Here is a 19,611-nt window from a genome sequence, read left to right as displayed (position 1 = left end):
GAACGTCCTCCCGAAAGGATCCGACATGATCTTCAGTCGCTATGACGCGCGTGCCCTCCACGACGCGTTCGGCATCCGCATGAGCAGCATCGAGGGGCTGGGCGTGGGGGCCGGCTGGGGGCGGGTCGCCCCGGGGCAGGCCTCCACCGGCCACCAGCACGACGAGACCGAGTTCTTCGTCATCGTCGCGGGCCGGGGCGAGTTCGTCGTGGACGGCCGCAGGCACCCCGCCGAGCCGGGCACGCTGGCCCTCTTCGAGCCCTTCGAGACCCACGTCCTGGAGAACACCGGCGACACCGACCTGATCTTCGTCACCCAGTACTGGCGCGATGCGGGCCGCGCCCTGAAGTCCGCCGACAACGCCGAGCGCCGGGCCTTCGGCGACCGCCCGGTGTTCGTCTTCTCCACGCCGCCCACACCCAACGGCGACCTGCACCTCGGCCATCTGTCCGGCCCCTACCTCGGCGCCGACGCGTTCGTCCGCTTCCAGCGCATGAACGGCACCGAGGCGTGGCACCTGACCGGCAGCGACGACTACCAGAGCTATGTGGTGGGCGCCGCCCGCCAGGAGGGCCGCGAGCCCGCCGAGACCGCCGCGCACTACAGCGCCGAGATCGCCCGCACCCTCGACCTGATGGACATCAGGCCCGACCAGTACACCGTCACCGACGCGGAGCCCGGCTACCGCGACGGCCTGCGTGACTTCTTCTCCCGGGTGGTCGCCTCCGGCTGGGCCACCGTCACCGAGAAGGACGCGCTCTTCGACGCCGAGAGCGGACAGTACCTGTACGAGGTGGACGTCAAGGGTGGCTGCCCCGGCTGCGGCTCGGGCACCAGCGGCAACATCTGCGAGGAGTGCGGCGAGCCCAACACCGTGGTGGACCTGGCCGAGCCGCGTTCCGCCGGCTCCGCGGCCGAGCCGCGGCGCGCACCGCTGGCCCGTTACTCGCTTCCGCTGCACCTGTTCCGCGACGAGGTCACCGCTCACCACCGCCTCGGCCGTGTCCCGGCCCGGCTGCGCGAGCTGAGCGACCGGCTTTTCGCCCGCCCCGCCATGGACATCCCCCTGACCCACCCGTCCTCGTGGGGCGTACCGCCCGCGGAGACGGACGTCGACGGGCAGGTGATCTGGGTCTGGCCCGAGATGTCCTACGGCTTCCTGCACGGCATCCAGTCGCTGGGCCTGAGGCTGGGGCGCGACTGGAAGGCGGCCGAACCGGACCAGGACTGGAAGATCGTCCACTTCTTCGGCTACGACAACAGCTTCTACCACTCCGTGCTCTACCCGGTGCTCTACCGGCTGGCCCACCCCGACTGGGAGCCGGACATCGACTACCACGTCAACGAGTTCTACCTGCTGGAGGGCAGCAAGTTCTCGACGAGCCGGCGCCACGCCATCTGGGGCAAGGAGATCCTGACCCCCGACTCCGTCGACGCCGTCCGCTACTTCCTCTCCCGCTCCCGGCCCGAGGGCGAGCGCACCGACTTCCGCCGCGCGCACTACGCCAGGACGCTCGACGAGACCCTCATCGGGACCTGGCAGCGCTGGCTGCACGACCTGGGCGCGCGGGTCGTCAAGCACTACGACGGCAAGGCGCCCGACGCCGGCAACTGGACACCGGAGCACTCCGCTTTCCTCGCCCGTCTCGGCGCCCGCCTCGCGGCCGTCGGCGGAAGCCTGCGCGCGGACGGCTTCTCGCTGAACCAGGCAGCGGCCGAACTCGACGGACTGGTCGAGGACACGGTCCGGTTCTCCCGCCAGGAGGCGCTCACCGCGCAGAGCGCCGGATGGCAGGACGAGGCCCGCACCGCCGTCGCGCTGGAACTGGCCGCGGCACGGCTGCTCGCGCACGTCGCCGTGCCCGTGATGCCCCGCTTCGCCGGCCGGCTGGCCGCCGCGCTGGGTCTGCCGGAGCCCACCAGCTGGCCGCAGACGGTCGAACTGGTCGCGCCGGACAGTGAGATACGGCTCGCCGAGACCGTCTTCTTCCAGCCGGACGACACATCCGGCACGGGCCTGCGACCGGCCGAACAGGCAGCGGGGGAGGGGGACCGATGACTCAGGACACGCTCGGTCGCATCGTCGCCACCGAGCCGGGGGACGGGCACATCCGCGTTGCGAGCCTGCTGGGCACCCAGACCCTGACCCTGCGCGAGCTGTACCGGCGCTCCGGCCGGGTCGCCCGGTGGCTGACGGGGCAGGGGGTCCGCCCCGGCGACCGGATCGGCATCCTCGCGGCCAACAGTCTGGAATGGGTCCTGCTGGATCTGGCGGCGCTGCGCCTGAAGGCCGAGACCGCCGGGTTCGAGCCGGGCAAGTTCGCGCCGACCGGCGATCTGATCCGGCGTTACGGCATCCGGCTGCTGTTCACCGACCGACCCGCCGAGGCGCCCGGCGCGGTCCCCATCGGCGAGGTGACCGAGGTGTCGCAGCGGGCGGACCTGGATGGGGTGCCGCTGCGGCCGGTGACGTGGGGTCCGAAGGACGTCACCACCGTCAAGTTCACCTCGGGCAGCACCGGCGAGCCCAAGGGGCTCGGCGCCACCGCGGGCAGCATCGACAGCTCGCTGCGGGCGGTGCAGCAGATCTTCGAACACGGCCCGGGTGACGACCTGTTCGTGTTCCTGCCGCTCTCCCTCCTCCAGCAGCGCTACTGGATCTACTCGGCGCTCCTGCACGGCCACGACGTGACGGTCAGTACCTACGAGGCCGCGTTCGCGGCGCTGCGCCGGGTGCGGCCGACCGTGGTGATGGGCGTCCCGGCCTTCTACGAGACCGCCAAGCGCCAGATCGAGGCCAGGATGCGCCGGGCGGGCGACGGACAGACCGTGGGGCAGGCGGCGCGGGCCGTCTTCGGCGACCGCATCCGCTACCTGTGGACCGGATCGGCACCCGCGGCCTCGAGCATGCTGCGTTTCTTCACCGAGGCCGGACTGCCCATCTACGAGGGCTACGGGCTCAACGAGACATGCATCGTCACCAAGAACCATCCCAAGGCCCACCGCGACGGCAGCGTCGGCCAGGTACTTCCGGGCAAAGAGGTGCTGATCGGGGAGGACGGCGTCGTCAGCGTCCGCAGCGAGCACCCGGTCAACGACCACTACGCCTACTGCCGGCCGGGCGACTCGGAGCGGGTGTTCGGCCCGGACGGCACCGTTCGCACCGGCGACCTGGGCTATCTCGACGAGGACGGATTCCTGTTCATCCGGGGCCGGGCCGACGACGTGATCGTTCTGGACAACGGCAAGAAGGTGATCGTCCGGCCGATCGAGGAGGACATGAAGGCCGATCCGGCCATCGCCGAGTGCGTCCTGTTCTGCCCGGGACAGACCGAGCTGGTGGCCGTGGTGTCCCCGGCCGCCGAACCCGCCGACGAGAAGGCGATCGCCGCCCGGCTCGCCCTCACCAACGCCGTGCGCGCCGCCGACGAGCGGATCGGCCGCGCCATCGTCGCGGATCCTCCGTTCTCCATCGACAACGGCCTGCTCACCTCGCAGTACAAGCCGAAGCGAGGCCGGATCCTCGACGTCTACCACGACGCCGTCCACGACCCCGAGGAGGGAATCCATGCTGTCTGAATCCACGCTGCCCGAGCTGGAGACCGCGGCCCGCGAGCAACTGGCCGCCGTGCTGACCCACCACATCGCGCCGACGGCGCTCGATCTGGACGCCGACATGGCCGGTTCCTATGCCCTGACGTCCTTGAACAAGGTCCTTTTCCTGACGGAGCTGTGCGAGGCTACCGGGGTCGACCTCGCCCATTTCACCGAGGACGACCTCGACCGGATGCGAAGCCTGCGTGACGTCGTAGAAGCACTGGCCCCACACTCGACCAAGGGATCCTGACACATGACCTGGGCACAGAAGGCGGCGGCCGTCCTGGAGAACGAGCATGTGCGACTCCACCCGGTGACGGAAGCCGACCGCGAGGGTATCCGGGCGGTCGCCATGGACCCCGACATCTGGCGCTACTTCGTCTCGGCCGTGGAGAACGAGGCCGACTTCAAGGTCTTCTTCGACACCTGCCTGGCCGACCAGGCGGCCGGGCGCAGGGTCGTGTTCGTCGTCACCGACAAGTCCTCCGGCCGGATCGCCGGCAGCATGTGCTACGGCAACCTCGCCGAGGCGGACGCCCGGCTGGAGATCGGCTGGTCCTGGCTGGGCCGCGACTTCCGCGGCAAGGGTGTCAACCGGTGGGTGAAATACCTGCTCCTGGAGCACGCCTTCGAGCGACTGGACGCGGAACGGGTCGAGTTCAAGACCGACGTCCTCAACGAGCAGGCGCGACGAGGGCTGCGCAATATCGGCGCCACGGAGGAGGGCGTCCTCAGGAGCTTCAACTACATGCCCGGCGGGCGCCGCCGTGACGCCGTCTTCTACAGCGTTCTGCGCGCCGAGTGGCCTCGGGTGAAGGAACACCTGTTGACCGGCGGGGCATGAGGAAGGGGGTGCCGGTACATGTTCGACGGCCTGTTGCTCCGTAAGTTCCTTCGCGGCCACGCACGCCGGATCGGTTACCGCTCGCCCGCCACGGGCTACGCCGCGCTCGTCGACGAGACCGAGTACGAGTACGCCCATCTCTCGGGTGCCGAGCTGGTCAGGGCGGTGCACGGCTCGTACATCGACTGGATGGGCGGACGCCGGGTGGTCGGGGTCATGGGCCGTCTCGGGCGCCTGGCACCCCGCGCGGCGGCCCGGGCCCTCACCCTGGCGACACCGCAGCTGTTCCGGTGGCTCGTCGGCCCGATGAAGCGCACGGGCCGGACCGAGCTGGTGGTGGAGCGGTGCAGGTTCCTCACCAGCACCTCGCCGGAGATCTGCCTGAGCATCTGCAAGGGCCCCACGGAGACCTTCTTCACCGACTCCCTCGGTATCCCCACGACGCTCACCCCCGACTTCCAACGGTCCACGTGTGACGTCTCCTTCACCCCGTCACCGCGCCGGCCCGGGTGACCCGCGCCCCGCAGCCCCCCACCGGCGAGGTGGGGGCCGGGGCGCGGCACCGCGCCGACCACGGCGACGGATGCCGGGCAGGGGGGCGATGTCCTCGGTGCCCGGGACGGAAGGGATCATGGAGGTATGCCTGAAACCTCTAGACGCGGTCTTCTCGCCGCACTTGTGGCCTCGGCCGCGGCCGTCCCACTCACCGGTCTGGCCGCCGGCCCCGCGCGCGCGGCGGGCTCGTCCGCAACCGTGCCGCCCTTTGCAGGTCCTGCCGGATCGAGCCCGGCCCGTTCCTCGGTGACCCTGCCGCCGCTGGACGCCTCCTACTTCACCCCGGTGACGCTCACCACCCCGCTGACCGCCACGGTGCTGGCGGGTACCCCGGCCCGCACGGAGGTCACCTCCGGTGGCCGGCGCGTCGCCCTGCTGACCCACGGCGCGCGGACCGTCGTACTGCCCGGGCCGCAGCGGGTGTTCGCCGAGAACAAGCGGCCCTTCGTGGACGGCTTCCAGCGCACCCTGCCGGATCCGTCCCTGCCGGAGGCGGACCGGCAGTACTGGGGGAGCTCTCCCGGGGGCGGGAGTTGGTCCACCCTGGGTCCGGCGGACACCGACTACTCGGTCGTTCCGGGCGCCGGCGTGATCAGCCTGACGACCGACTTCGCCAGCCGCCACGCCACGCTCAGGGACGACGAGATCACCGATGTCGATGTGCGGTGCGTGGCCCGCTTCGACAAGGTGCCCACCGGCCAGGCGTGTTCGTTCGCCCTGTCCTTCGGCTACCAGGACACGCACAACAACTACCGGGCCCGGCTGTCCTTCCTGACCACCGGCGCGGTCGAACTGCGGGTGGAGAAGGAGGTCGCCGACACCGTCACCCAGCTGGCCTCGGCCCTGACCCTGGCCACCGACGTGCCCGCGGGCTCCGACTGGACGATACGCATACGCCGCGAAGGGGCCCGTATCCAGGCCAAGGCCTGGCGCGGGGGTTCGGCCGAGCCGTCCGCCTGGTCCGTCGACGTCACCGACAGCACGTTCACCAAAGGCCGCGTGGGGGTGCGCGCCCTGGCCAACAAGGGCTGCACCAACCTGCCCGTCAAGCTGTCCGTCAGCCGCTTCGAGGTGTCCGCCGCGAACTGGGAGGCTCCGCCGACCGTCACCCACGGTGACTGGGTGCGTGTCCTTGCCGAGCCCTTCGACGGCACCTGGAGCGGCCAGCTGGAGCAGACCATCCGTGCCTGGGCGGGTTCCACGGTTCCGGACGTACTCGCTCACGCCGCGATGTTCCTGGGCGGCGCGCCCGCCGTCACGGCCGGATCGGGGCCCGCGCAGGGCAAGCAGGTGCTGGGGGAGGCCGGTTACGGCTATCTGGATCCGCAGGGCTACCGGTACGAAGGCGCCGACTTCCACGAGTACATGAACGTGGGCTGGACCTTCGACGACGGCACCCACACCGGGCCGTCGAGCAAGCAGGTGGGCAACCTGGACTGTTCCGGCTATACGCGCATGGTCTATGGCTACCACATGGGTGTGCCGATGGCCGCGGGGCAGGACACCTCCGGGCAGAGGCTGCCGCGCAAGTCCCGCGACATGGCCGACTACGCGCCCGGGGTGCGCATCGACCGGACGGACGGCACCAACCCGCCGGCCGCAGCCCTGCTCCAGCCCGGGGACCTGGTGCTGTTCAACGCCGACTCCAGTGACGACAAGGTCACCGTCACCGTCGATCACGTAGGCATCTACCTGGGCCAGGACGCGGCCGGCAAGCGCCGCTTCCTCTCCAGCCGCAAGACGGTCAACGGGCCCACGATGGCCGACCTCGGCGGCGCCTCCGTGCTGGACGGCACGGGCACATACGCCAAGAAGCTGCACACCGTGCACCGCATCTGACATCGGCGCGGCCCGGGGGCGCCGCCGCGCGCGGCGGCTCCCCCGGGCCGGAGGGACCTCGTCAGGAAGGCTTCACAGCCGACACCGCGGTCACGGTCACCTTGTTGTCGCACTCGGCGAACTGGCCGTCCGACATCGCCACTTGGTGCTGACCGGCCCTCGGCAGGCCCACCACCAGGGTCGGATACACGACGGGCGTGGAACCGGATACACAGTAGCCGTCGGCCTCGCCCTGGACCTGGACGAAGGTCAGCTTCGTCCATGCCTTGCCGCCCGGTGCCAGCCGCACGGGTGACGCGGAGCCCGAGCGCGTCACCGACAGCGGAGCGTTGTGCTGCGGGGAACCGTTGCCCGCACCCGCCACCGTCGGATGGCCCTGCACGACACAGGGCTGCTTGGAGACGTTGGTGAACTCGACGATCGCCGCTCCGGTTCCCGTACCCACCGGGCGGTGGACAGCCTGGTACACGGCCGCGTTCAGGTCGGTCGGGGTACACGCCTTCGCCGTGCCCGCCGACGGTGTGACCGCCCGCGAAGCACCGGCCACGGGCGCCGCCGACGCGCCCGAGCCGGAAGGCTTCGAGGCCGCGGAGTCCGGCACGCCCGACGAGGCGGCCCCGGCACTCGGCGCTCCTGACGGCGCCACCGACGGCGCTGCCGAAGCCGCCCCGGCGGCCCCCGGCCCATCGCCGGGCTGGCACGCGGTCAGCGCGAGCGCGGCCGAGACCGCGGCCGTCACCAGCGCGGCTCTGCGATGGGTCTTCTTGTACTGCATGGCATCCCCCGAATTCGGATTGTGCGGACAGCCGGTCGTGCACCGGCACTCGCCGCTACAGACGAGGCCGGCGCACGGCGGGTTCGCCGGCCGATCATCTGTCACACAGCGGTGACAAGATCAGTGTCGGCCCGTGACCAGGCGATCTGCGTTCTCCGCCGGGTGATGTGCGCCCCGGCTGCCCTCATGGACATTGACGTGGTGTCATATCGAGTGGTTCAGTGGCTCAGCCACTGAACCACTCATCCGCCAAGGGGCCGAAGTGGAACCACTGCCACGCGAGACGATCGTCGAGGTGCTGGAGGAGCGGCTGCGCGAGGACATCCTCGACGGACGCCATCCGGCCGGGAGCTACCTGCCGCCCGAACGCGAACTGGCCGACGTCTTCGGGGTCACGCGCACCACGCTCAAACACGCCTTCGGGCGGCTGGTGCACGCCGGGCTGCTGGAGACACGACACGGAGTGGGAACCCGCGTACGCGACTTCCTGCGCCTCGGCGGGGCGGACATCCTGCCCATGCTCGTGCGCCACAGCCCGGACTGGATCGGCGAGATCTTCGAAGTCCGCCGCAGCATCGGCGCGTTGATCGCGGAACGCGCCGCCGCACATGCCTCGCCGTCGCAGATCGCCGAACTGCGCTCCCTGCTGGCGGCCGTCGGCGACGCCACCGGCGGCGACCCCGTGCAACTGGCGGACGCCGAGGTGCACCGGGCACTCGCCCGCGCCACCGGCAACCGGGTGTACGTCCTTTTGACCAACACCCTGTTCAACGCCTATCTGCCGGTACGCGCGGCCCTGGTCGGTCCCTTCCGGGATCCCCGGTCCGCGCACGACCGTCTGGCACCGGTGATCGAGGCCGTGGCCGCCGGCGACCAGGAAGCGGCACGCACGGCCGCGGGCGACTACCTGTCGGCGACGGAACGCATCATGCTCGAAGGGCTGGCGCATGCCCACGGACGCCGGGACGGTGCCCGATGACCCGACGCGGCACGGTCTTCGAGGAAACGATGCTGGGCCGTGTGCGCCTGGTCGCGGAGGACCGCGACCGCCCGCTGCGTCTCGACCTCCGCGCCCGAGCGGACCGTGTCCTGCTGCCGCACCGTACGACGCGGGCGCGGCTGACCGGACGGGTGCGGATAGCCGGACGGGCGGACGACCCGGAAGCGGTGGGGGAGTTGGAGATCTCGCCCCTGGCCCGGCGCAGAATCCGCTACCGGATCACCTTCACCCTGGAGGGCCGGCGCCTGACGCTGGACGGCTGGAAGTCGGTGTCGCCCCGGCATCCGCTCGCTTCGATGACCGTATTGCCGTACACCCTCTACGAGGACGGCGAGCGCGTCGGAGACGGCACCCTGCGCTTCCCGCTCGTCACCGGCCTGCTGCCCTTCCTCACCAGTTTCCGGTTCCCCCCTGCCGCCGTGCCCGCCGCGGACCGTGACACGGCGTCGCGCTGGGACGGGAAGCCGGGGCGCACCGAGGTCTGGTACACCACCCTGACCGACCAGGCGACCGGCAGCGGGGTGTGGTTGCACCATGAAGTGGTCGCGCCGACCGACGGCAGCGGCGCCTACGCACACGGCTGGGTCGCCGTCTTCCCGAAGGACGGCCCCGTCGAGCACGCCCGCTTCGGCCCCTTCCCCTGGGAAGCGGCTCCCCAAGGCTTCGCCGCCGAGGGCATCCGCGCGCTCCCCGGCCGGCTCACCGGCTCCGCGGAGCCGTTCTCCTGGGCGCTCACCGAGGAACCCGACGGCCCGCCCCTCCACACCTTCCCCGGCTGGTCCTGGCGACGGCCCTGGCTGCCGGCCTCACAGATGCTGCCCGCCGCCCGCGCCCGCTACAGCGGCACGGTGCGGTACGGCACCGGCGAGCTGCGCCTGGACGGCGCCCCCGGTGCGAGCGCCCGTATCTACGGCCACGGCAACGCCCGCCGCTGGGCCTGGCTCCACGCGGACCTGGGCGGCGGCGACATACTGGAGATCATCGCCGCGGTCTCGATGCGCCGCGGACTCGACAGGCTGCCTCCTCTCGTCTTCCTGCGCCTGCACCGAGACGGCCGCACCTGGCCCCGGCGTGTGGAACGCTCCGCCGTGGGCTGGGCGGGAGTCGGCCGGTTCCGCGCGGACATCCGACTGCCCGAGTGGCGGGTGGAGGGCAGGGCCGGCCGGCGCCGTATACGGGTCACGGTGACCCAGCCGCCCCACCGGACGCTCGCCCTCGGCTACACGGACCCGGACGGCTCCGCCGCGGTCTGCCGCAACAGCGAGACAGCGGATGCGGTGGTCTCTCTGGAGCGCTGGTGGGGCAGGTGGCGGCCGGAGGCCGCATGGCGGCTGTCGGGCACTGCCCACGCCGAGGTCGGTGAACGATGAGTCACCGGCCCCCCGCCCCGCTGACAGGACTTGTCGCCGCGTTCCTGGCGGACGACGGCACCGCCGACTGGGCACGAAACGTGCCGCGACGGCTCGAAACACTCCTCGGCACGATGCCCGCCCCGGCACGGGCAGCGGTGCGCGGCGCGGCCGCGGTGATCGACGCCTACGCCGTGGCCCGCACCGGCGGGCGGCTGTCCGGTCTCGGCCCCGCGCAACGCGAGGACGTCATGGCGTCACTGGTCTCCCGTCGGGCCCTGCTGCCCTTCCTGGACGCGGTGAAGGTACCGCTGCTGCTTGCGGCCGGTACCGAACGGATACCGCACCAGGGCGCCGCGCCCGCGCGGCCCGCGCCCGACGATCCGCCGCTCGACTGCACGCCCTCCGGCCAGTGGCCCACGCGGTCCACCGCGGACGCCGTCGTCATCGGATCCGGTGCCGGCGGGGCCATGGCCGCCAGGACCCTCGCCCGCGCGGGCCTGCGCGTCGTCGTCCTGGAGGAAGGAGAGCACCACAGCACCGCGTCGTTCGCCAGGCGGGCTCCGCTCGACCGCTTCGGCGACCTCTACCGGGACGGCGGAGCCACGATCGCCGTCGGCAGCCCGCCGCTGGTCGTGCCCGTGGGCCGCGCGGTCGGCGGCACCACCGTCGTCAACTCCGGGACCTGCTACCGGACTCCCGACGACGTCCTCGCCCGCTGGTCGCGTCGCCACGGATTCGCGGCCGCCGAAGGCTTCGAAGCAGATCTCGACGAGGTCGAACGCACCCTGAGGGTGGCGCCCCAGCCGCTGGACGTCCTCGGCGGCAACGGACTGCTCGCACTGGCCGGGGCACAGCACCTCGGCTGGGCCGCGGCACCTCTGAACCGCAACGCCCCGGGCTGCGCGGGTTCCTGTCAGTGCGTCGTCGGCTGCCCCACCGGCGCCAAGCAGAGCGTCCAGCTGTCCGTGCTTCCCCAGGCCTGCGCGGCCGGCGCCCGCATCGTGACGAGCGCCCGCGTGCGGCGGATCCTCACCGACCCCGACCGCCCCGGCGGAGCCCGGGCCGCGGGGGTGCTGGTCCGCCGCCCCGACGGCAGCGAACTGGAAATCCTCAGCCCTCTGGTCGTGGTCGCCGCCGGGGCCCTGCAGACCCCGCCGCTGCTCCGCCGTTCCGGACTCGGCGGGCACCCCCGGCTCGGCCGGAACCTCAGCGTGCACCCGGCCATCAGCGTCGCGGGCCGCTTCAGCCGACCGGTCACCAGCTGGAAAGGCGTCCTGCAGAGCGTCGGAGTGGAACACCTGCGCACCGACGGGATCCTGATCGAGGCCACCGCCGCGCCTCCGGGCATGAGTTCGTTCGTACTGCCGGGCGTCGGACGCGAACTGCGCCGTGAACTGGAAGGAGCGGACCGGCTGGCGACCATCGGCGCCATGATCGCCGACCGCCCCTCGGGCCGCGTTCACGGCCGGGATCGCACACTCATCCGCTACGACCTGGCACCGCGCGACGCCCGCCGTCTGCTGCGGGCGCAACGGGCCATAGGTGCGCTGCTGTTCGCCGCGGGCGCCGAGGAAGTACTGACCGGAGTTCCGCACGCGCCACGCGCTCGCACCCCCGCTCAGCTCGAGGAGCTGCTCGACGGGGTGACCGCCGGCAGGCTCCATGTCTCCGCCTTTCACCCCACGGGTACGGCCGCCGCGGGCGCGGACCCCGAGCTCTCGCCGGCCGACCCGGACGGGCACCTGCGCGGCGCGCGTGGCGTACTGATCGCCGACGGCTCCGTGCTGCCCAGCTGTCCGGAGGTGAATCCCCAGCTGAGCATCATGGCGGCCGCCCTGGCCATCACTCGGCGCTTCGTGGCGAAGGCTTCCTGACATCCGTGGAGCACGGCGGACAGGGCCGGCAGGCCGCCCCAGGTGTGCCGCGTTGGATTGCGACGACTATGGAAGGAGGCAAAGCGGCCACCGGGGACTACCTGGGCCGCGACGTACTGGAAAAGGGGATCGTGCATGGGGACGACGGACTCCTCCCGGCCCTTGAGACGCCCGGAACCGGTCGATCCCGCGGCGCCGCCCAGTGGCCTCCTCGACCTGCTCAGCGTGGCCGCGGTGGTGCTGGACTCGGAAGGCCGGGTGGTCTTCTGGAGCCCTCACGCTGAGGAATTGTTCGGTTACACGGCGGGCGAGGCGCTGGGCCGGTTCGCCGCGCGGCTGTTGGTCCACGAGGAACACTGGGACGAGGTGATCCGGCTGTTCGCCGAGGTCATGGAGTCCGGCGCCGACTGGGCCGGGGCCTTCCCGATCCGGCACAAGGACGGCAGCACCCGCCTGGTGGAGTTCCGCAACATGCGGCTGCTGGACGAGCTCGGCGAGACCTTTGCGCTGGGCCTCGCCGCCGACCAGGCGACCGTCGCGCGGGTCGAACGGGACGTCGCGCTGTCCACACGCCTGGTCTCCCAGTCCCCGATCGGGCTGGCCGTGCTGGACGCGAAGCTGCGCTTTCTGACCGTGAACCCGGCACTGGAGCGCATCGTGGGCCTGTCCGCCGCCGAGTACCTCGGCAGGCCGGTCGGCGAGGCCCTGTCCTTCCTCGACGTCCCGACCGCCGAGGAGCGTCTCCTTCGCGTACTGGAAACCGGTGAGCCGGTCGTCGACCGCCAGGTCGTCTGCCGTCCCCCCGTCGACCCGGAGCACGAGCACGCCTGGTCCGTCTCGTACCACCGGCTGGAGGACCAGGGCGGGCGGGTGCTCGGCCTCGCCTTCTCCGTCATCGACATCACCGAGCGTTACCGTGCGGCCACCGAGGCGGCCCAGGCCCGGCAGCACCTGGCCCTGATCGCGAGCGCGTCGGCGTCCGTGGGAACCACCCTCGACCTGGAGACGACGGCGCGCGAGCTCGCCGACGTGGTCGTACCGGTCCTCGCCGATGTGGCCGCGGTGAACGTGCTCGACAGCGCTCTCGCCGGCCGGGCCGCGCCGTCCACGGGCCCGGCCGGCTTCCGTGTCCTCGCCGTCAGCGCGGCCCGCCCCGCAGAGGCCTTCCACGCGGACGACCCGCCCGGGACGGTCACCACCTACGACAGCGAACACCTGATCACACGATGCGTGCACACCCGCCGACCGGTTCAGGTGTCACACACCACGCCCGCGGATCTGCCGCGCATCGCACACCACGAAAGCGCCGCCGCCGTTCTCGCGGCGGCCGGGCTGCACTCCTACCTGGCCGTGCCCCTGGTGGCCCGGGGCGAAGTCCTCGGCGCCCTCGCCCTCACACGCACGCAGCACCCGGCCCCCTTCGACGAGGACGATGTGTTCCTCGCCTGCGAGCTGGCCTCCCGCGCCGCCGTCTGCATCGACAACGCCCGCGGATACCAGACCCAGCGCCACGCGGCCCTCACCCTGCAACGCAGTCTGCTTCCCGAACTCCCCTCGACCCGGCCGGGCCTGGAGGTCGCCTGGCGTTACGAGCCGGCGGGCGCCACCAGCGAGATCGGCGGTGACTGGTTCGACGCCATACCTCTGCGTGGGGACAAGACCGCCCTGGTCGTCGGGGATGTGATGGGAAGCGGCATCAACGCCGCGGCCACCATGGGCCAACTCCGAAGCGCGACACGTGCCTTCGCCGAGCTCGACCTGCCCCCCGCCGAGGCCCTCTGCCATCTCGATCACCTGAGCGAGGGCATCGGACAGGCCATCACCACCTGCATCTACTGCGTCTACGATCCCCATCGCGGTCAGTGCGACGTCTCCCTCGCCGGCCATCTGCCGCCGGCCCTGATGCGTTCGGGTCATCCGGCGCGGCTGCTCAACCTGCCCGCCGGGGTGCCACTGGGCGTGGGAGGCGTCCCCTTCGACACCACCACCATCGCCTTCCGTCCCGGTGACCAGCTCGCCCTCTACAGCGACGGTCTGGTCGAAACGCGGAGCGACCCCATCGACGTCCGTCTGGACATCCTGCTCGCCGCCCTCTCCGCCACCCAGCAGCATGGCTTGGAGGAGACCTGCGACCGGCTTCTGGCGATGCTGCGGCCTCCGTACGGCTCCGACGATGTCGCCCTGCTCATCGCCCGAGCCCGGGCCTGAGCCCGTGATGTGAGTCCCGAAGTCCCGGGCACGCTCGCGGATCGCGGATCGGCCGGCCACCGGTCGGGCACTGCTCGGCCGGAAGTGTTTGCCGTGGGTGCGAGCGGTAACGCGATGCCCATGACTGAACAGAACAATGGAACGCATCGGAAGACCGAGACCGAGCGGACGCCCGCGGCCAAGGCCAAGCGGACCGCGAGCAAGGCGACCGCTCCTGCCTCGCGGGCCGCGAAGAGCGCCGCCGCCGGTACGGATGACGCGGTGTCAGCGGCCAAGTCCGGTGTGGAGCGCTCGGCCGAGTCGGCGACCGGAGCCGTGCACGCCGCGGCCAGGGGCGTGGAAGCGGGCCGCCAGGCGATCATCGCCTCCTCGGGCCAGGTCGCGGCCACCGCCAAGACCGCCTGGACGGTCATCGCCCACCGTAAGCTCGTCGCCGCGGGCGTCGGCGCCGGTCTGACGGCGCTGAGCGCCGCGTCGTATGCGGTGGGCCGCCGCGCGGGGAACCGCCCCCAGGGCCCCCTCACCCGGCTCACCGGCGGGCGGATCTGACGCACGAGGGGAGCCGCACGCCGGGCCTGTCCGGCCGCGCCGTCACCGCTGAGCGGGTCCACAGCGGACGGCGGTGGCCCCACGGAGATCACCGACTCGGTGGCCCGGTGGTCAGGCGACGGTGGCCGGTCGGGCCGCCGCCGTCGGCGGCCCGACCACGGCCGGTGAAGTACCGAGGACGGTCAGCGGACGTTTCCCAGACGGGCGTCCTGCCACAGGTCCACGCCGCTGTCGGCGGCGTACTTGTCGATCTCGGCCAGTTCCTCGCTGCTGAAGTCGAGGTTCTCCAGCGCGGCGACGTTCTGCTCCAGCTGTTCGGTGCGGGAGGCGCCGACGACGAGCGAGGTGACGCGTTGGTCGCGCAGGGCCCAGGCGAGGGCCATCTGAGCCAGGGTCTGCCCACGGCGCGCCGCGATGTCGTTGAGGGCGCGCAGCCTGTGCAGCATGTCGTCCGACAGCCATGCCGTGTCGAACGACGTGCCCTGCGCGGCACGCGAACCCTCGGGGATGCCGTCGAGGTAGCGACCGGTGAGCAGTCCCTGGGCGAGCGCCGTGAAACCGATGATGCCGAAACCGTCCTCCTGAGCCGCGTCGAGCAGGCCCTCGGTCTCGATCCAGCGGTTGAGCATGCTGTACGACGGCTGGTGGATGAGGAGCGGCGTGCCCAGCTCCCGGAGGATGGCGGCCGCCTCACGGCTGCGCTGCGTGTCGTAGGAGGAGATACCGACGTAGAGGGCCTTGCCCTGGCGGACGGCGGTGTCGAGCGCGCCCATCGTCTCCTCGAGGGGAGTGGTGGCGTCGAGTCGGTGGGAGTAGAAGATGTCCACGTACTCCAGACCCATGCGGCTCAGCGACTGGTCGAGCGAGGCGAGGACGTACTTCCGTGAGCCGCCGCCCTGGCCGTACGGGCCGGGCCACATGTCCCAGCCGGCCTTGGTGGAGATCACCAGCTCGTCCCGGTACGGCGCGAGGTCCTGCTTCATCAGGCGCCCGAAGTTGATTTCCGCGGAGCCGTAGGGCGGACCGTAGTTGTTGGCGAGGTCGTGGTGGGTGATCCCGAGGTCGAAGGCGCGCAGGGCGACCTCGCGCTGCGTCTCGAACGGCCTGTCGTCCCCGAAGTTGTGCCAGTAACCGAGGGACAGGACGGGAAGGTCGAGCCCTGAGCGCCCGCTGCGGCGGTAGCGCATGGTGCCGTTGTAACGCTCAGGATCCGCGACGTGGTTCATCGGATGATCTCCGGATGGTTCGGTGAGAGGTGGCCCCGCCGGAAGACAGGGGACATACCCACACTGCCTCTACGTGATCCTGAAGTCCAACAGCTCCCTTTCATGGGATTCAGAGGTGGGGCTTCTGAATCGCGACGTTGGCGTGAGGAGTCCCGAGGATCGTTCGGACCTGTGTGGCGTGGGTGGCCCGTCCGGGGGTAGGCGCTGGGTGTGAACGGGGTGGCAGAGGCGGTCCGGATGCATCCATTTCCGCGCGGCGAGAGCCGCACGAGGCCGGTGGACGGCCAGACACAGATCATGATCGCGCTGGACGGCGGCGGTGCGTGCATCGCCGACGCCCGGCACCTCACCGGAGCCTTCCTGGCCCGGCTCCAGGCAGAGCACGGGCTTCCGGTGTCGGCCCGGGCGATGGACCTCACCCAGCTCGTGGTCAGCGAGCTGGTCACCAACGCCCGCAAGTACGCTCCCGGGCCCGCTTGGCTGGAGCTGTGCGTCGTCGGCGCCATGGTGGAGGTGACGGTGTGGGACAGCGACCCGGTGCTGCCGGTGGCCAGGGCGGCGGATCCGGGAAGAGTGGGCCAGCACGGCCTGGAGATCGTGATGGCCCTCGCCGAGGGGTTCGAGGCGCGGCGGGAATCGCCCGGCAAACGCGTCACCGCCCGTATGGCCCTGTGGGACGCCGGGGGCGGCGGGCACCCGTGACGGCCGGCGGCACCGCCACCGCGTCGGGGCGTACCCGGCGATCGTAAGGCTCCGGAAGCGGCCGGCGCTGTCCGCCGGCGGGCCGCACACCAGCCGCAGGCCCCATGCCGGTCCGGACGTCAGGGCGGGGTGATGCGGGGGGCGAGTGCGATGGCTTGGGCGCCGGAGAGTTCGTCGAGCGAATGGCCGCGTGTCTCGACGCGGAAGGCGAAAGTGACGAGGAATCCGCACGCACAGGCCCCGGCCACCGCGTAGAGCAGTGCGGCCTCGCCGATGCCCGCGAGCAGTACGGGGAAGAGGAAGGTTCCCAGAGCCGCTCCGAGTTTGCCGCAGCCTGCGGCGAACCCGTGTCCTGCCGCGCGCATCTCGGAGGGAAACACCTCGGCGGGCAGGGTGAACGTGGTGGCGTTGGGCCCCGGCTGGCCGCATGCCATCCTCCGTACGCGATCGCCCGGGAGACGGACGACGGGCGATGCGTCGCGCCCAGGCACTCGAAAGGGCGTACCCGCTCCGGCCGGGCTCCGGGCCCGCGGGAGGTCGCAGGCCGGTGCACTGGTTGCCTGCTTACCCCCACTCACCTGCTGGGTTTTTTTGTGATACTGGGTAGGCTGAGGGTATGAAACGGACGTCGTTCTCCGCCTGGCCCTGTTCCATCGCCCGGACCATCGACTTGCTGGGTGACTCCTGGACTCCCCTGGTCCTGCGTGAGGCCTTCTACGGCATCCGTCGCTTCGACGAGTTCCAGCAGGAGCTGGGGATCGCCCGCAACACCCTGACCGACCGGCTGCACCGCCTGGTGGACGAGGGAGTCATGGAGAAGCGGCTCTACCGGAGCGATCCGCGGCGCTACGAGTATCTGCTGACGGAGAAGGGGCGGGACCTCTTCGGCGTGCTGGCCGCCATGTCCCGCTGGGGTGACCGGTGGCTGGCGGGCGCGGAGGGCGTCCCCGTGGTGCTCCACCACGACAGGTGCGGCCACGACACCCAGGCCGAGGTGGTGTGCGCCGCGTGCCACCAGCCGCTGGAGGCCGGGGAGACCTCGATGCGGATGGGGCCCGGCTACCCGGAGCGGCTGAAACGCCGGCCGGATGTGCAGCGGCGCTTCGGCACGGCCTGAGCGCCCCGGGCGCGCGGTCCCTTGACAGGTTAGTCTCGTAAAGCAACTCTGGTGGTCAGATCCCTCGGTGCGGAGGAGTTGGCTGACGTGGAGTGGACGGGTGCGCGCTACGCGGACAAACCCACCCTTGAAGTGCGGACCTGGATCGACGCACCGCCGGAGCGGGTGTGGGCCTTGGTCTGCGACATCACGCTGATGCCGGGCCTGAGCGACGAACTGCAGTCGGTCGAATGGCTCGATGGTGCGGCCGCTCCCGCCGTGGGCGCCAGATTCCTCGGCCGCAGCAGGCACGAGGCGTTCGGGGAGTGGGAGACGACCTCGCACATCGTCGAGTACGAGCCGGGGCTGGTGCTCGCCTGGGCGGTGGAGGACCCGGCCAACCCATCCGCGATCTGGCGCTTCCGGCTCGAACCCAAGGACGGGGGAACCGAACTGTCGGAGTGGATGCAACTGGGCCCCGGCCGCTCCGGTCTGTCGGTGGCCATCGACCGGATGCCGGAAAGGGAACAGAAGATCGTGTTCGTGCGGCTGCGCGAGTTCGAGCGCGCCATCGCCTCGACTCTGGAGAAGATCAAGGAGAGGGCGGAGGCCTGATGCGCACTGCCACAACCATCGAGGCGTCCGGCGGCGAACCGTGGTCTCAGCAGGCCGCATTCGTCGTCGAGGCCGAGAAGCTGGGCCTGGACATCTGCTGGGTTGCCGAAGCGTGGGGCTCCGACGCGCCCTCCGCGCTGGGCTACTACGCCGCTCTCACCGACCGCATGCTGCTGGGATCCGGCGTCATGCAGGTCGGCACGCGCACCCCGGCGGCCGTGGCGCAGACCGCGATCACCTTGTCCAATCTGTCCGGCGGCCGTTTCCTGCTCGGCCTCGGGGCTTCCGGTCCCCAGGTGATCGAGGGCCTGCACGGGGTCCCGTTCGCCCGTCCGTTGAGGCGCATGCGTGAGACGGTGGAGATCGTGCGACAGGTACTCGAGGGCGGCAAACTCTCGTACTCCGGATCGGAGTTCCAGATTCCACTGCCCGGCGGTGGCGGCGTCCCGATGCGGCTGTCGATGCGGGCCGAGCACGAGGTCCCCGTCTATCTGGCCGCACTGTCACCGGCCATGCTGCAACTGACCGGGGAGGTCGCCGACGGCTGGCTGGGTACCAGCTTCGTACCGGAAGGCGCGGCCGGCGCCTACTTCGCCCACCTGGACAACGGTCTGGCCCGCAGCGGGCGCACCCGGGCGGACCTCGACATCTGCCAGGGCGCCGAGGTCGCCTTCGCTCCCGACGAGGACGCGCTCGGCGAGATGACCGCCGCACGGAAGAAGGAACTGGCCTTCAGCCTGGGCGGCATGGGAACGGCGTCCACCAACTTCTACAACAACGCCTACAGCCGCCAGGGCTGGGCCGAGGTCGCCGCCGAAATCCGTGCGCGCTGGCAGTGCGGTGACCGGGACGGCGCGGCCGGCCTCGTGACCGACGAGATGGTGTTGGGCACGACGCTGATCGGTACGGAGCCCATGGTGCGCCGGCGGCTGAAGGTGTGGCGCGACGCCGGTGTGGACACCGTGCGCCTCTACCCGGCCGGGCAGACACTGGAAGCCCGGCTCACCACTCTGGGGAGGGCGATCGAACTCGTCCGCGAGGTGGACGGCATGTCGTGAGCCGCCCCGGCCGCGCCATTTCGACGGCAGACGTTGGATTCCATCCCTGATCTTGGGTGGGTATCCCCGGCTTCAGCCGGGGAGGGAAACGCGTTCTTGGACCGGAGGCGCGCAGCGCCGGAGTTCGCTGCGCCTCCTCGGTGAGGGTCAGGTGGGCTGCTTCTGGCCTTCGATGTACTGGCGGACGATGCTGAGCGGTGCGCCGCCGCACGATCCGGCGAAGTAGGAGCGGGACCAGAACACAGAGCCGATGCCGATGCGGTTGATACGGCCGGTGTACTCGGCGCGCAGGTACCGGGAGCTGACGCCCTTCAAGCTGTT

At 71.3% G+C, this 19,611-nt stretch carries 19 protein-coding genes; 15 read left to right on the top strand and 4 right to left on the bottom strand.

Features of this window, described 5'->3' with window-relative positions; all coding sequences use genetic code 11:
* Positions 1–25 precede the first annotated feature (25 nt).
* From LZ604_RS21125 to LZ604_RS21100, 6 genes are all read left to right on the top strand, one after another.
* Positions 26–2,059 (top strand): class I tRNA ligase family protein, encoded by a 2,034-nt coding sequence (locus tag LZ604_RS21125; protein ID WP_234516983.1) that lies wholly within the window; start codon positions 26–28, stop codon positions 2,057–2,059.
* Entirely contained in the window at positions 2,056–3,579 is a 1,524-nt protein-coding gene (locus tag LZ604_RS21120) for an AMP-binding protein (RefSeq protein WP_234516982.1), read from the top strand. The genes LZ604_RS21125 and LZ604_RS21120 overlap by 4 nt, the downstream gene beginning before the upstream one ends.
* Positions 3,569–3,847 carry an acyl carrier protein gene (locus LZ604_RS21115; RefSeq protein WP_234516981.1) on the top strand — a complete coding sequence of 93 codons (279 nt, stop codon included), beginning with the start codon at positions 3,569–3,571 and terminating at the stop codon, positions 3,845–3,847. Before LZ604_RS21120 ends, LZ604_RS21115 begins: the two co-directional genes overlap by 11 nt.
* A gap of 3 nt (positions 3,848–3,850) precedes the next feature.
* Positions 3,851–4,441 (top strand): GNAT family N-acetyltransferase, encoded by a 591-nt coding sequence (locus LZ604_RS21110; RefSeq protein ID WP_234516980.1) that lies wholly within the window; start codon positions 3,851–3,853, stop codon positions 4,439–4,441.
* Between the two features lie 18 nt (positions 4,442–4,459).
* Positions 4,460–4,954 carry a beta-carotene isomerase domain-containing protein gene (locus LZ604_RS21105; protein ID WP_234516979.1) on the top strand — a complete coding sequence of 165 codons (495 nt, stop codon included), beginning with the start codon at positions 4,460–4,462 and terminating at the stop codon, positions 4,952–4,954.
* 126 nt (positions 4,955–5,080) lie between these two features.
* The gene (locus LZ604_RS21100; protein WP_234516978.1) at positions 5,081–6,835 is read left to right on the top strand and encodes an NlpC/P60 family protein; all 1,755 of its coding nucleotides are present in this window, start codon (positions 5,081–5,083) and stop codon (positions 6,833–6,835) included.
* A 61-nt stretch (positions 6,836–6,896) separates the two neighbouring features.
* Here the strand turns inward: LZ604_RS21100 and LZ604_RS21095 are convergent, their stop codons facing one another.
* Entirely contained in the window at positions 6,897–7,610 is a 714-nt protein-coding gene (locus LZ604_RS21095; protein ID WP_234516977.1) for a DUF4232 domain-containing protein, read from the bottom strand.
* 262 nt (positions 7,611–7,872) lie between these two features.
* On the opposite strand from LZ604_RS21095, the gene LZ604_RS21090 reads away from it, so the two are divergent.
* The 5 genes from LZ604_RS21090 (at position 7,873) to LZ604_RS21070 (ending at position 14,593) form a co-directional block, all read left to right on the top strand.
* Positions 7,873–8,589, top strand: a complete 717-nt coding sequence (locus LZ604_RS21090; RefSeq protein ID WP_234516976.1) for a FadR/GntR family transcriptional regulator — start codon at positions 7,873–7,875, stop codon at positions 8,587–8,589.
* Positions 8,586–9,980, top strand: a complete 1,395-nt coding sequence (locus tag LZ604_RS21085; protein ID WP_234516975.1) for a tocopherol cyclase family protein — start codon at positions 8,586–8,588, stop codon at positions 9,978–9,980. Before LZ604_RS21090 ends, LZ604_RS21085 begins: the two co-directional genes overlap by 4 nt.
* Positions 9,977–11,836, top strand: coding sequence for a GMC family oxidoreductase (locus tag LZ604_RS21080; RefSeq protein WP_234516974.1), 1,860 nt, complete (start codon positions 9,977–9,979; stop codon positions 11,834–11,836). The genes LZ604_RS21085 and LZ604_RS21080 overlap by 4 nt, the downstream gene beginning before the upstream one ends.
* A 135-nt stretch (positions 11,837–11,971) precedes the next feature.
* Positions 11,972–14,044 (top strand): SpoIIE family protein phosphatase, encoded by a 2,073-nt coding sequence (locus LZ604_RS21075; RefSeq protein WP_234516973.1) that lies wholly within the window; start codon positions 11,972–11,974, stop codon positions 14,042–14,044.
* Between the two features lie 114 nt (positions 14,045–14,158).
* Positions 14,159–14,593 carry a hypothetical protein gene (locus LZ604_RS21070; RefSeq protein WP_234516972.1) on the top strand — a complete coding sequence of 145 codons (435 nt, stop codon included), beginning with the start codon at positions 14,159–14,161 and terminating at the stop codon, positions 14,591–14,593.
* A gap of 182 nt (positions 14,594–14,775) precedes the next feature.
* Here LZ604_RS21070 and mgrA read toward each other — a convergent pair whose 3' ends face one another.
* A complete protein-coding gene (mgrA, locus tag LZ604_RS21065; protein ID WP_234516971.1) occupies positions 14,776–15,819 on the bottom strand; it encodes an L-glyceraldehyde 3-phosphate reductase in 1,044 nt (347 codons plus the stop codon).
* A 297-nt stretch (positions 15,820–16,116) separates the two neighbouring features.
* Here mgrA and LZ604_RS21060 point away from each other — a divergent pair, with 297 nt between their 5' ends.
* Positions 16,117–16,521: an ATP-binding protein gene (locus tag LZ604_RS21060; RefSeq protein WP_234517082.1), complete on the top strand. Its 405-nt coding sequence runs from the start codon at positions 16,117–16,119 to the stop codon at positions 16,519–16,521.
* Positions 16,522–16,640: 119 nt separating this feature from the next.
* Here LZ604_RS21060 and LZ604_RS21055 read toward each other — a convergent pair whose 3' ends face one another.
* The gene (locus LZ604_RS21055) at positions 16,641–16,955 is read right to left on the bottom strand and encodes an MFS transporter (RefSeq protein ID WP_234516970.1); all 315 of its coding nucleotides are present in this window, start codon (positions 16,953–16,955) and stop codon (positions 16,641–16,643) included.
* Between the two features lie 182 nt (positions 16,956–17,137).
* On the opposite strand from LZ604_RS21055, the gene LZ604_RS21050 reads away from it, so the two are divergent.
* From LZ604_RS21050 to LZ604_RS21040, 3 genes are all read left to right on the top strand, one after another.
* Complete coding sequence (locus LZ604_RS21050) at positions 17,138–17,638, top strand: winged helix-turn-helix transcriptional regulator (protein ID WP_234516969.1); 501 nt, start codon at positions 17,138–17,140, stop codon at positions 17,636–17,638.
* A gap of 87 nt (positions 17,639–17,725) precedes the next feature.
* Entirely contained in the window at positions 17,726–18,232 is a 507-nt protein-coding gene (locus LZ604_RS21045; RefSeq protein ID WP_234517081.1) for an SRPBCC family protein, read from the top strand.
* Positions 18,232–19,290 carry an LLM class flavin-dependent oxidoreductase gene (locus LZ604_RS21040; RefSeq protein ID WP_234516968.1) on the top strand — a complete coding sequence of 353 codons (1,059 nt, stop codon included), beginning with the start codon at positions 18,232–18,234 and terminating at the stop codon, positions 19,288–19,290. Before LZ604_RS21045 ends, LZ604_RS21040 begins: the two co-directional genes overlap by 1 nt.
* A gap of 147 nt (positions 19,291–19,437) precedes the next feature.
* Here the strand turns inward: LZ604_RS21040 and LZ604_RS21035 are convergent.
* A partial coding sequence (locus tag LZ604_RS21035; RefSeq protein ID WP_234517080.1) for a transposase occupies positions 19,438–19,611 on the bottom strand: 174 nt, incomplete at its 5' end.

It is taken from the genome of Streptomyces glomeratus (genome assembly GCF_021462825.1).
In the GTDB taxonomy this organism is placed as follows: Bacteria; Actinomycetota; Actinomycetes; order Streptomycetales; family Streptomycetaceae; genus Streptomyces; species Streptomyces glomeratus.
This window is presented reverse-complemented; position numbering and strand designations above follow the sequence as displayed.

Excerpts from the sequence above, each read along its gene's own strand:
- LZ604_RS21110 (WP_234516980.1), top strand. The coding sequence starts at position 3,851 with ATGACCTGGGCACAGAAGGCGGCGGCCGTCCTGGAGAACGAGCATGTG.
- LZ604_RS21100 (WP_234516978.1), top strand. The coding sequence starts at position 5,081 with ATGCCTGAAACCTCTAGACGCGGTCTTCTCGCCGCACTTGTGGCCTCG.
- LZ604_RS21055 (WP_234516970.1), bottom strand. The coding sequence starts at position 16,955 with ATGGCATGCGGCCAGCCGGGGCCCAACGCCACCACGTTCACCCTGCCC.
- LZ604_RS21095 (WP_234516977.1), bottom strand. The coding sequence starts at position 7,610 with ATGCAGTACAAGAAGACCCATCGCAGAGCCGCGCTGGTGACGGCCGCG.
- LZ604_RS21040 (WP_234516968.1), top strand. The coding sequence starts at position 18,232 with ATGCGCACTGCCACAACCATCGAGGCGTCCGGCGGCGAACCGTGGTCT.
- LZ604_RS21105 (WP_234516979.1), top strand. The coding sequence starts at position 4,460 with ATGTTCGACGGCCTGTTGCTCCGTAAGTTCCTTCGCGGCCACGCACGC.
- LZ604_RS21085 (WP_234516975.1), top strand. The coding sequence starts at position 8,586 with ATGACCCGACGCGGCACGGTCTTCGAGGAAACGATGCTGGGCCGTGTG.
- LZ604_RS21050 (WP_234516969.1), top strand. The coding sequence starts at position 17,138 with ATGAAACGGACGTCGTTCTCCGCCTGGCCCTGTTCCATCGCCCGGACC.
- LZ604_RS21070 (WP_234516972.1), top strand. The coding sequence starts at position 14,159 with ATGCCCATGACTGAACAGAACAATGGAACGCATCGGAAGACCGAGACC.
- mgrA (WP_234516971.1), bottom strand. The coding sequence starts at position 15,819 with ATGAACCACGTCGCGGATCCTGAGCGTTACAACGGCACCATGCGCTAC.
- LZ604_RS21075 (WP_234516973.1), top strand. The coding sequence starts at position 11,972 with ATGGGGACGACGGACTCCTCCCGGCCCTTGAGACGCCCGGAACCGGTC.
- LZ604_RS21125 (WP_234516983.1), top strand. The coding sequence starts at position 26 with ATGATCTTCAGTCGCTATGACGCGCGTGCCCTCCACGACGCGTTCGGC.
- LZ604_RS21115 (WP_234516981.1), top strand. The coding sequence starts at position 3,569 with ATGCTGTCTGAATCCACGCTGCCCGAGCTGGAGACCGCGGCCCGCGAG.
- LZ604_RS21060 (WP_234517082.1), top strand. The coding sequence starts at position 16,117 with ATGATCGCGCTGGACGGCGGCGGTGCGTGCATCGCCGACGCCCGGCAC.
- LZ604_RS21080 (WP_234516974.1), top strand. The coding sequence starts at position 9,977 with ATGAGTCACCGGCCCCCCGCCCCGCTGACAGGACTTGTCGCCGCGTTC.
- LZ604_RS21120 (WP_234516982.1), top strand. The coding sequence starts at position 2,056 with ATGACTCAGGACACGCTCGGTCGCATCGTCGCCACCGAGCCGGGGGAC.